7 protein-coding genes and 1 tRNA gene are annotated in these 12,394 nt (G+C 53.6%); all 8 read left to right on the top strand.

Annotated elements, in window-relative coordinates; all coding sequences use genetic code 11:
* Positions 1-331 precede the first annotated feature (331 nt).
* The 8 genes from WDO70_00330 (at position 332) to WDO70_00365 (ending at position 12,236) form a co-directional block, all read left to right on the top strand.
* A complete protein-coding gene (locus WDO70_00330; protein MEJ0061671.1) occupies positions 332-5,251 on the top strand; it encodes an RHS repeat-associated core domain-containing protein in 4,920 nt (1,639 codons plus the stop codon).
* Between the two features lie 4 nt (positions 5,252-5,255).
* Positions 5,256-6,527, top strand: a complete 1,272-nt coding sequence (locus WDO70_00335; protein ID MEJ0061672.1) for an SEL1-like repeat protein — start codon at positions 5,256-5,258, stop codon at positions 6,525-6,527.
* On the top strand, positions 6,524-7,717 hold the full coding sequence (locus WDO70_00340; protein MEJ0061673.1) for an RHS repeat-associated core domain-containing protein: 1,194 nt from the start codon (positions 6,524-6,526) through the stop codon (positions 7,715-7,717). The genes WDO70_00335 and WDO70_00340 overlap by 4 nt, the downstream gene beginning before the upstream one ends.
* Before the next feature lie 32 nt (positions 7,718-7,749).
* A complete protein-coding gene (locus tag WDO70_00345; GenBank protein ID MEJ0061674.1) occupies positions 7,750-8,538 on the top strand; it encodes a tetratricopeptide repeat protein in 789 nt (262 codons plus the stop codon).
* Positions 8,539-9,048: 510 nt separating this feature from the next.
* Positions 9,049-10,347 carry a hypothetical protein gene (locus WDO70_00350; GenBank protein ID MEJ0061675.1) on the top strand — a complete coding sequence of 433 codons (1,299 nt, stop codon included), beginning with the start codon at positions 9,049-9,051 and terminating at the stop codon, positions 10,345-10,347.
* Positions 10,348-10,633: 286 nt separating this feature from the next.
* Positions 10,634-10,825, top strand: a complete 192-nt coding sequence (locus WDO70_00355) for a DNA-binding protein (GenBank protein ID MEJ0061676.1) — start codon at positions 10,634-10,636, stop codon at positions 10,823-10,825.
* Complete coding sequence (locus tag WDO70_00360) at positions 10,794-12,080, top strand: site-specific integrase (GenBank protein ID MEJ0061677.1); 1,287 nt, start codon at positions 10,794-10,796, stop codon at positions 12,078-12,080. Before WDO70_00355 ends, WDO70_00360 begins: the two co-directional genes overlap by 32 nt.
* Before the next feature lie 80 nt (positions 12,081-12,160).
* Positions 12,161-12,236, top strand: a tRNA-Lys gene (locus tag WDO70_00365).
* Positions 12,237-12,394 lie beyond the last annotated feature (158 nt).

Raw genomic sequence — 12,394 nt, forward strand, 5'->3', positions numbered from 1 at the left:
CCTCGCGGCAGTCGTCGCTTGCGAAAGCGGCGAACCCAACGCTTCAAATGACAACATCGTTTCGATTTCCCAAGCGATAGGCTCTGCGACAATCTATAGCTTGCCTACCAATGTTTTGATGCCCAATGCCATCAATAATCAAAATCTCATTGTGGGCCAGGGTCTGCCTTCGATCTATGATGCCAACACGGGAACATTTAGTAGCCTTGAAGTAAACCAGCCTTCGGGGGCGGTCACTTCCTATGCAATTAGCAATGCCGGTCACGTTGTCGGCAATTCATTCAATGTTGGGCCGGTTTCCAATTCGGCGTTCATTTCACAGGGCGGACATTTGTCCGATCTATACGCCGGCAACAACAACGGGGTGACCAGCGTCGCTTACGGCGTCAACAATTATGGCCAAGTCGTCGGCACGATGCCGGTGACGGTCAACGATGCGAACAATAGTCCACATCCTTTCACGCATGCGTTCTCGTGGCAGGGCAGCGTTACAGACCTTACACCGAACTACTATGGAAATTCAGCCGCCTATGGCATCAACGATGCTGGGCAGATCGTGGGAACGATAGGAACTGCGGGGGTCAAGTGGCAGGGCGGATCGTCAAGCACGCTGCCGAGCGGCACCAGCACGCCCGCCATGATCAACAATGTCGGTCAGATCGTCGGGACATATAGTTCAGGCGGTTCGTCGCACGCTTTCCTTGTGCAGAGCGGCACCCTGACCGATCTCGGAGCCATACAGGGAAGCACACCTGTGAGGATCAACAACAAAGGACAAGTTACGGGCGGCTTCTACAACACGGGTGCCGGACAATATTACCCGAGCGTCTGGCAGAATGGCGTCGTGGTTACGATTCCCACTCTGTCGGGCATTCCCGCAGGCTGGTCTATCACGTCGATAAACGGCATCAATGACAGCGGAACCGTCGTAGGGCAAGGCACGCTTTCGGGTTCTTCACGGGGTTTTTACCTAACTTCGCCGCAGCTTCTGAACTACGCCATTGCCGGAAAGCCCTACGATCCGAAAGCGAATGGTGGTGAGGATTCGGCGTCAACCCCGACAGACGATCTATGTGGAACTCATGGCATGTGTGTGCCCAACGCGCAATTGCTGTCGGCCAGCTTGAATTTGAACGATACGCCGATTGGGTATCAGCCGCCCAAAGGGCCACCAGCCTATATCCGGCTTACATATAATCATCGTGACAGTGTCGCGCCCAGCAGCACTTCCTCGCATGTTGGGCCAAACTGGACTCTGAATGTCATTTCTTACATTCAGGATGATCCGGCCAGCCCGGGCCAGAGCGTCACGCGCAACGTGGCGGGCGGCGGTATCGTCGACTACACTTTTGAGGCAGGGCAGTTCAATACCACCACGGGTGCATTCGGGCCGGAGAAGCAAACCGGGGCGATCTTGAAACGGACTCCCGCGACAGGGTTCAGCGCCAGTGCTTCCTATGAGCTTTCCTTTCCCGATGGGGCCAAGCAAATATTCTCCTACCCGGATGGAAGCTTCAATTATCCGCGCCGCGCATTCCTGACGGATATCGTTGATGCCTCAGGCCAGGGCCTGCATTTTGGCTACAATTATCTTCAAGGAACTTTCGGCGCGATCAATTGCACGCCGGGATGTCCGCAACTGCAATCAGTTTCTGATGCTAATTTCCGTGCAACAAACTTCGTCTACGGTGACGCATCTAATGTCTTGCGCGTGACGCGGATTAATGACCCGTTCGGGCGTCACGCCGATTTAGCTTATGATGGCAGCGGACGGCTTTCGTCAATCACGGATGTGATCGGCATTCAATCGTCTTTCACCTATGACACCACCGACCCTACTTTCATCAAAAAGCTAACGACACCCTATGGCGATAGCAATTTCGTCTTTGGGCAAGATACGGCGACGGATCGTCGTTGGCTCACACTCTCCGATGCCGTGGGCAATACGGAAAAAGTGGAATACCGGGGCAGCAGCGCCAGCGGCATAGCGGCGTGCGACAAAAACACGAGCGATGCGTCGTGCAGTGTCTCGACCTCCGTGCCGACAGGCATGCCTAACGGCATCAATAACGCCGATCTCGACAAGCGCAACACCTTTGTCTGGAACAAATGGATGTATGCGAATGGCTATGGCAGCGATTACACGCAGGCGAATGTTACCCATTGGCTCAAGGACGGTGCGGGCAATCCCGTGGGGATTCCGGAAAGCGTCAAGCCGCTGTACGAATCCCGCATTTGGTATAATTATCCCGGCCAGAACGATCCTAGCACCCCAGGAACCCTGTCTGTGCCGAGGGCGACGGGCCGCGTGATCACCGATCCGCTTTACGGGCAAGCGCCGCAGAATCAGGTTTACCAAAGTCAATATAACAGCCTCGGCAAGCCCACCTTGACCGTCGATCCCTACAAGGTTTCAGGCAACAACAATGAAGGCCGAACTACACGCATGACCTATGATGCCTCCGGCGTCGATCTTTTGACGGTGGAACAGAAAACCGGCAGCGGAACGCCGGGGACATGGGCGACGATTGCTTCCTACGTCTATACCGATCCGACAGAACAGCCCACATCGATCCACAAACCGATCCGCTATACCGACGCGGCGGGGCAAACTTATAAATTCAAATACAATGGCGACGGCCAATTGATCTATGCCGCCAATCCCTACAACGATACGACGTATAATGAATATCATCCGTCCGGCAAGCTCCTGCGGACGACCATGCCTGTGCCGAGCGTAAACTGGAATACCATCGATTATGGAACCGATATTAACGGCGCGCCGACGGGGGCGAGCAACAGCAGCGCCCTAAGGGACACCGCCATTACCTACGACTCCGCCGATCGTCCGTATGACGTGACCGACCGGATGGGTCTGGTGAAGCGTTTCGGCTACGACAATCTCGACCGGGTAACGCGGGTGGATTACGCCCCCGGCACGGCGGGCACGACCTATGAGACGAACACCTATACCAACCTCGACCTGACATCGCACCGCGACCGGCTTGGCCGGGTTAGCACCGATGTTTACACGGCGAACCGGCAGCTGTGGCTGAGCTTCAATGCTTCGGGAACGCGGCGGGGCTTCACCTATTACCCGAACGGCGCGCTACAAGGCTACTACGACGAGAACGACCATCCTACAATCTACGGCATCGACGGCCAGGGACGCGCCAACGCCGTCGTCTATCCCAATGGCAACCAGACGAATTACTACTACGATGATGGCGGGCGGATGCGCACCATTGTCGATCTCGACGGCTCGAACCAGCGCTGGCGGAACATTAAATATAACGTCGATAATAGCGTCCATATCCGCGACTATACCAACCCGGCAAATCCGTCCGATCCCGTGGTTCTGGCGACGACAACCGCGACCTTCACCTACGATCCATGGTTCCCCGGACAAATGACTTCAATGGCCGATGCCAGCGGAACGACCAACTATACATACAAAACCGTAGGCACCGTCGGCGCCTTACAACTCGCGACCGAAAATCCGCCGACGGTAAGCGGCGACGCGGATAAAATCACCTACACCTATGACCAGAAGGGACGGCTCGCCTCGCGCCAGATCGGTATCGGCACGGCGAGCGTGCTGCCGCAGGAAAGCTGGGTGCGCGACACCTATGGCCGCATTAACAGGCACATCATTCCCGACGGCAACCTGTTCTATTACGACTTCAACGGCGCGAGCAATCAGGTGACAATGCGCGCGTTTCGCAATCAGGCGCTGACGGAGATCGACCCGCTGAATACGCGCACGATGATGAGCTACGACACGGCGGCGAACGACTCGCGGCTGCTGACGATCAACAACCCGCCCTACGACAACAGCGCGCCCGGCGCGCGGGACTTCACCCTCAATTGGGGATCGTCGCCCGCCAATCCGTACGTTCCGGCGACGATCACCGACTCCGCTGGAGGCCCCGGCGGGGCGTGGGGACAGCGGGTGTGGACGATGGGCTATGACGCGCGCGACCGGCTGACCTCGGCGGTCGCCGCCGACCGCAGCTATTCGTTTACCCTGGACGCGCCGGGCAACGCGACGAGCTTCACCAGCACGCACTATCCGAGCGGCGGGCTGTATAGCTTTAACTCGACCTACAACACGTCGAACCAGATGACGGTGGCGAACGGCAACGCGCTGATCTACGACCCCTACGGCAACCTCGTCACCCACACGAACTACCGCAGCTTCAAGTACGACGCCGAGAACCGCCTGATCGAGGTCGACTTCCCCGCCGCGCCCGCCGACAAGGTTGAGATGCAATATGACGGTCTTGGTCGCCGCACGCAGATCAAATCCACCATCGGCGGCGTCGTCACGACGCGGAACCTGCAATGGTGCGCCCAGACGACCTCGCCGCCGTTCCAGGGCGCGGCGGAAGAGATATGCGTCGAGCGCGACGCATCGGGCGGCATGCAGCGCATGGTCTATCCCGAGGGCGAATATCGCGCCAACGGCGGCCGGTACTTTTATGAACGCGACCAGACCGGCAACATCCGCGACGTGATGAAGATGGCGGCGGGATTGACGACCGCCGCGCGCGATAGCTCCTTCAACTACACGCCTTATGGCGGCGTCGACGGCAAAGACGGCACTGCCGAGCCGCTGCAGCAGTTCGCGGGACTGCTGTATGAGAAGAACAGCAACCTGTTCCTCTCCCGCACCCGCGCCTATGCCCCATGGATCGGCAGATGGCTCCAGCGCGATCCGATTGGGCAGAATGGGGGGAGTAATGTTTATGAGTATGCGGGGGCGAGTCCGATTAACAAGATTGATCCGAGCGGGTTGCAGGGGGTGCGACCTGGGTTAATAGAAACGATGCGACCTACAATAGGAGTGCCACCAGCAGCGGGGATCAACGAGGGGGCAGGAAATTACGCCGATTATCTTCAAGAAAATGGAGAAATGATGGGTGATCTAGCCACCCTTTATAGGGCCACTAGCGCGGCGGTTGCCGGTGCGAGCAACCAATCAATGCGAGAGGATATTGAAAAAGCAAAAGTATGCACATCGTTTGGAAACAGCATGTCGGCGGATCAGCCGTTATGGTGCGGGCCTGGCGGATGCGCGGATAGCGTCAGGCAGCAGTGGCTGGATGCGACCGGCGGCTTAGTGTATCCACAAATCATCGAGTCTTTCAAAAAGAGGTTTGAACCGGCTCCCTCGCGGCTTGTGTCGACGCCGATGCGTGGCAATGACTTCGGTAATTCGGTTTTATTCCCTAATGTGGGCCCAGGTTAGTCCTATGAAAAAGTTTACTCTATTGCTTGTCGCGCTTTGTAGTCTGACAATGTTACCGGCTCATGCCGCTGACCAAGACTCCAAACCACCCGTCATTGATATTCCTGCCACGCGAAAAGAGGCGGAGTCTGGAGATGCTCGGGCTCAATATAATCTGGGCATAGCTTATCTCAACGGTTACGGGGTGAAGAAAAATAAAGATGAAGCTATTGAATGGATTTACAAAGCAGGGAAGAACAATGATGCCCTCGCAATATATTTCTTGGGCAGCGCATATCATGATGGCGACCTTTTGCCACAAGACTACGCCAAGGCTATGAAGTGGTATCACAGGTCCGATGAATTATACGGCAGTCCCCTTGCGCAGAATATGCTTGGCGTGATGCACGAAAACGGTCAGGGGGCTCCACAGAATTATGAAGAAGCGGCTAGGTGGTATCGCAAAGCTGCCGAGAATATTTACGCACCGGCTCAATCCCATCTTGGATTCCTATACTACGCTGGACGCGGCGTTCCTAAGGACGATCAAAAGGCTCTATATTGGCTTAAGAAAGCAGCCATACAAAACGATGCGCCAGCAAAGCTTATGCTAGGCATTATGCACTATAAAGGCGAAGGAGTGGAAAAGAATTACGTTAAAGCTGTCAGCTATTTTCGCGAAGCCGCAGACGTCGGAATATCGATAGCTGAACGATATTTGGGAAATATGTATTACCACGGCGAAGGCGTTTCCAAGGATGAAGCCCAGGCTGTGTCTTGGTGGCGCAAAGCCGCCGAACAAGGGGATAGGGAGTCGGAAAAGATCATAGGTGGTATGTACTATTATGGCACAGGAGTGTCGAAGGATTTTTCCCAAGCCGTTTTATGGTGGCAAAAAGCTGCGGAAAAGGGTGATGTCGATGCTCAATGCAACTTGGCGAAAGCTTACTATCATGGAGAAGGTATAGGAAAAGATGAAACTCAAGCTGTGTTATGGTGGCGGAGGGCCGCGGCACAAGGACATGGAGAATCCCTCCTTTATTTAGGACAAGCGTATTTTAGTAGCATAGGCGTATCGCAAGATGATGTGCAGGCTTATATATGGCTAAGCTTGGCGGCTACAAGAAATCAGTCGTCAGCGGTTGCAACACTCACGGAACTCGAAAAGTCCATGACGCCGGAACAAATCGCTGAAGCCAGAAAACGCGTGGCAGAATGGAAACCCAAGCCTGAGCCAAAGCCTGCCCCAATAGGGCCAATACCCGAAATTCTAAAAGAAGTCCGTGAAGATTTATGATCTCGACTTCGAGGATGCATTTGGGCAATGCGACGAGCTTCACCAGCACGCACTATCCGAGCGGCGGGCTGTATAGCTTTAACTCGACCTACAACACGTCGAACCAGATGACGGTGGCGAACGGCAACGCGCTGATCTACGACCCCTACGGCAACCTCGTCACCCACACGAACTACCGCAGCTTCAAGTACGACGCCGAGAATCGCCTGATCGAGGTCGACTTCCCCGCCGCGCCCGCCGACAAGGTTGAGATGCAATATGACGGTCTTGGCCGCCGCACGCAGATCAAATCCACCATCGGGGGCGTCGTCACGACGCGGAATCTGCAATGGTGCGCCCAGACGACCTCGCCGCCGTTCCAGGGCGCGGCGGAAGAGATATGCGTCGAGCGCGACGCATCGGGCGGCATGCAGCGCATGGTCTATCCCGAGGGCGAATATCGCGCCAACGGCGACCGGTACTTTTATGAACGCGACCAGACCGGCAACATCCGCGACGTGATGAAGATGGCGGCGGGATTGACGACCGCCGCGCGCGACAGCTCCTTCAACTACACGCCTTATGGCGGCGTCGACGGCAGAGACGGCACCGCCGAGCCGCTGCAGCAGTTCGCGGGACTGCTGTATGAGAAGAACAGCAACCTGTTCCTCTCCCGCACCCGCGCCTACGCCCCATGGATCGGCAGATGGCTCCAGCGCGATCCGATTGGGCAGAATGGCGGCGCGAATGTTTATGAATATGCGGGGGCGAGTCCGATTAACAAGATTGATCCGAGCGGGCTTCAAAGCATCCAGAATGCGGATGACTGGATAAAACAGAGAAATGCCCCTGCTCAGCCGTCAAATAGTATTTGGAGTGAGATCCTAGATAAAATCAGAGAACCTGTGTCTAGAAATGAAGCCATTAGTGAGATTACAAATTTCCGTCAATCTGGAGAGGCCCAAACTGAAGCACAGATAGCTAGAATGCTCATGGGTTTACCCGTCGAACCTGATTTTTCTGTTGCTATAGGAGGGGCTGAAGGTGAGCAAGATCTTGGCAGAGCGATTATGTCGGTAGCGCGCGAGATTTTGCGCCGCCCTGCGGAGCAGTCGTGCCCAATAGTTCAGAGAAAAGTCTTCGGTCAATCCTTGCCACCAAGTGATTTTGGTGACAAGAATCTCCCACTGCCATCTATATTAACCCTTTAAAGAATATGAGTGGAATTGAGGGAGTTAATGCAATGAAGAAGATAATTATTATTACGGCATTTGCTTTGATGGTCGCATCAGTTCAAGCTTATGCTGCCGTCCAGGATGAAAAAGCCGACAGTTTGTTAGGGCATCGCCTGTCCGAACAATTACGGAAAACAGAAGCGCAGACAACTCTTGCTGCGGGAAAAGAGCTATTTAAAACAGGCGAAGGTCTTTCTAAGGATAATGTCGATGCAGTAAAGCTATTTCGCGTAGCTGCCAATCTTGGCTCGATGGAGGCACAAACAATTCTCGGCGCTGCATACCTTAGTGGCGATGGAGTGCAAAAAGATATTCCTGAAGCTTTAAAATGGATACAAAAATCTGCCGCCCAAGGAGACGCCAAGGCTCAACATTTATTGGGTGTATTGTATCATGAAGGATCAGACGTAAAAAAAGACAATGTGAAATCGTTAAAATGGATACGGAAAGCAGCGGAGCAAGGTTTGCCATCGGCACAATTTAGTCTTGGCACTATGCTTTCTAAAGGATATGGAACACACCGAGATGAAACTTCAGCGATGGAATGGTTTCATAAATCCGCAAACCAAGGCTATGCTAAGGCCCAAATTATGCTCGGAATTGCATATCACCTAGGTAAAGATATATCTAAAGACGATATTCTAGCTGATCAATGGCTGATATTGGCCGGGGAAAAAGAGGCACGTGATGATTTGGAAAAATCCATGACCCCCGAACAAATCGCCGAAGCTATAAACCGCGCGGCGGAATGGAAGCCGAAACCACCAACCAAGCCCGATCCTGAATCCAAACCGTAGCGTCTAATTTCAAGGCAAGAAGCGATGAAATTTATCCGATTTTATGTCGTTGCATCTCTTGTTCTTGGAGTTTTGCAGATTGCTGACGGCATCGTTCTTGTTTCGTATGGCACAATAGCAATTAGTAATATTTTCTCTTTGCTCGAAGCTATATGGGTTGTTGTCTCGATGATAGCGCTTTGGTTTTTCATAAAAAGCAAATTTCCAATATTCATTCCGACGACATATATTTTATACAATGTTGCTGGCTGGGGATACGGGGCCTATTTGTTTTCACAATTGCAAAATTCTGACCAAATAATCGACGTTCCTCTTTGGTTTAAAATTGCGGGTATTTGTTTTGGCATCTATTTTGCCTGCGTAAATTTCATATTGTATAAACGAAAACTGTGAATCATCTTCCAGCAAGCTGGGTAGCGCACTGACTTTGGCGATGAAACTAAATTGATTGATTGCCCCATGCTGGCATTAAATTGTATATTCTGAGGTACATTTTAGGGCGGCATATTTATGAATCAGGCATTTAACTCCGATCCCTATAAGCGCCTGCCCGGCGGCATCCGGGCGGCGGTTTTGCCGATGCAGGGGGCCGACCTTGTGCATCAAGCCACGCTCGGCGCGGCGCTTGAGCATATCATCGGTCATGAGGCTGCGGTTCATGAAGCGGCTTTCCAAAGCCAGCATTTTCACAAGATTTTGAAGGCAAGCGAGAAAGGCGAAATCAACGTCCTTTTTCTTATGGCCGCGATGCATACATGTTTGCCGAAATTGGCGGGCGCGGCGATTGAACTTCCGACCGTCATTACGAAATGGCAAGGCAACGAGTTTAAGCACTATCCCGCCATCTATGGCGAAGATACATGCGTTCTGCCGGAATTCTCCAAAACCTTCCGCGAAAAGACGGCGGGCGCGCTTTATCCTAATGGCCTGGGCCTTGGCACATGGTTCGCCAAAGAACGGATCGAAGGATCGGTATCGGGCCGCTCTGGGTTCGCGCCTCTCGGCATGGTGTCCCAAGGCCGTGTTTGTGAATATTCCGGGCATAACGGGCCGATGATTGGACTCTTGAACAAATTCGGTGCAACGACTGCGCCGGACGCGAGCGCAGTCCTCGAACTCGACGGCCTCACTCCCACGATGAAAAGCCGCTGGCAAGTGCCGGTCGATACTGAAGCCTTGGCCGATCAGAACGGCAAGCCCCTCGACAATATTTTCGTAACGAGATGGTCAGGCGAAAGCGGCAAGCAACAAATCGCCGCAAGCTTTACGAAAACCATCTCCACCTTTACCGGCGATCCTATTGTGCGCGTTCAGCTAACGAGCAACGGCAATCTTCCGAATGGCGATATGCTGCAAAATGTACTATCTTCACTGCTGGCTGCCGGTCACGACGAAATCCGCGAGCGGAAATGGGCCATAGCAGGCGAATTAAAAAGTGTTGCTAGCAACCGAAGCCCGATCATCCCGCTCCTTGCTTCCCGGCAGCAGCAAATGGCTGCGCTTCTGTCCGCAGGGCGAGATGAAATTCTATCCCGGCGTATCGGCATGGATGATTTAAGCCATATTTTCGGCGGCGCGGTTCCGACAATGCGGATTCATGCGCTCAGGAAGCCGGAAATAGTCGCGGCCTTGAAAGACTTAGGTGCACAACCCCGTATTCTCGGCCCCCACGTCATGCTGCCCGCGATTATGGACTTCGCCAATATGCCGCAGGAGGCGCTTAATTTCGATCTGCCCCCGGCGAGGCCGCTGAATACGGTCAATCATAGAGGCGCAACCAGCACGCCGCTTTTCTCTCTGGCGGCATAACCACCTCTTGATCTAAATTCCAACAATAGATCGACTTTCCGCGAGGGCGCGGAAAGCGGTTCCCGCCGCCGTTCTGCCGCGTAAAGAACGCGGCGCGGTGGCTCGCTACGCGCTGCGCCGACAAGAGCGGCTTACGCTTTCGCGCCCCCAAGCGGGCGCATTTGCTTACCGGCATGAGTGAGCGCGGCCAGCACCACTCTCTATTTCCAACCGCCTTTTTCTAACCCCCTCTTTCGCCGAAAGAGGGTTTTTTCATTTCAACCACAGCATAACAAGGGAGGAAGATATGAGCCAGGAAGCATATCGCGTGAAAGAATTCTGCAACCGCTACGCCATTTCAAAAGCCAGCTTCTACCGGGAAACAGCGGCGAAGCGGCTGCATATCCTAAAACGTGGCCGTACAACGCTCGTTGCCCGCACCGAAGCCGAACGCTGGTTTGAAAGCCTTGGCCAAGGCCAGCCGCAGCAATCAGCCTGATCGCATTCAATATCCCGAATATTTCCAAAGCCATTTTTCGTCAATCTTATTCTCATGGAGGCATGTCATGCGCCATACGGGACATATTCGCCAGCGTTCAGAAGGGAGTTTCGAGCTTCGCTATAGCATCGGCACCGATCCGGTCACGGGAAAATGGAAAGTCAAAACCGTCACCGTTAAGGGAACGCGCAAAGCTGCCGAGAAAGAATTGCGCCGCATACTCGATGCAATCGATGACAATGATTATGTCGAACCCAATAAAATCACTACCCGTGATTTTTTGACACAATGGCTTGAAACAATGCGTTCCCAGATAACCCCCAAATCCTATGAAAGCTACGCTGAAATAGTCGATAACTTCCTTATCCCAACTCTTGGCGGTCATATTCTGGCGAAACTTGCTCCGGCTGTTATCCAAAAAGCCTACAATGGATGGGAAGCTGGTGGCCGCAGGGATAAAAAGGCGGGCGGGCTGGCGGCGCGTTCCCGTCTCTATATCCACCGCATCCTTAAATCGGCACTCAAACATGCCGTGCAAATACAGCTAATCGCCCGCAATCCCGCCGACGCGGTTAAAGCGCCGCGCGTCAAGAAAGCCGCCATAACTACATTGACCGTGGATCAATCGGCGGCGCTGCTCGATGCCCTGTCCGGCAAGCCGCTTTATTGGCCTGTGTTGCTTGCCCTAACAACGGGCATGCGCCGGGGTGAAATTCTGGCGCTTCGCTGGAAGAATATCGACTTTGAAAAGAAAACTGTTCGCGTCGTCGAAAGTCTAGAGCAAACCAACACAGGCATTCGCTTCAAGGCTCCGAAAACGGAACGGAGTCGTGCCGTCATGTTGCCGGATTATGCCGTTGAAGAACTGCGGAGACTGAAAAAAGAACAGGAGAAAAAATTGTCGGAATCAGGAATCGGCCAAACCACTGAAACGCTGGTTTGCGGTCGCTATGACGGCGAACCGCTATGGCCTACCTCACTTACGCATGAATTCGTGAAGGCCATGAAGAAACTGCCGAAACTGCCGCGCGCCAGATTCCATGATTTGCGCCATTCCCATGCCACGCAACTCCTGACAGCAGGAATCCATCCCAAAATCGCGCAAGAACGGCTGGGACATACCACGATTACGACAACCCTAGACCTCTATTCCCATGCGACGGACACCATGCAAGACGAGGCTGCATCAAAGCTCGACAATGCCTTCCGTTCTGCTATAAAGGCCCGTTCCGACCAAGCGCCACGACTAGGATAAATTGGTTCTGTAGCAATTTCTGTAGCAAAATCGATTTTGCTTCCGGTAGGAATACTCTAAGTGTATGTTTTTGCTGATGTGACCTTGTAGCTCAGCCGGTAGAGCATCTGACTTTTAATCAGGGGGTCGCGGGTTCGAACCCCGCCGAGGTCACCAGCTATAAACGGACTTTTAAGTCCGTTTATAGCTGGTTATGAAGTTGGGTTCGAACCCGCGACAAAATAACAGTCGGGTTCACTTCCTGCCCAAGAGGCAGGAAGCCACGCGGCAAAAAATCCAATAAAACACTTCGCGTACAACCCCGCCACAGCGCC

The sequence above is a fragment of the Alphaproteobacteria bacterium genome (genome assembly GCA_037200005.1).
In the GTDB taxonomy this organism is placed as follows: domain Bacteria; phylum Pseudomonadota; class Alphaproteobacteria; order UBA9219; family RFNS01; genus JBBCGY01.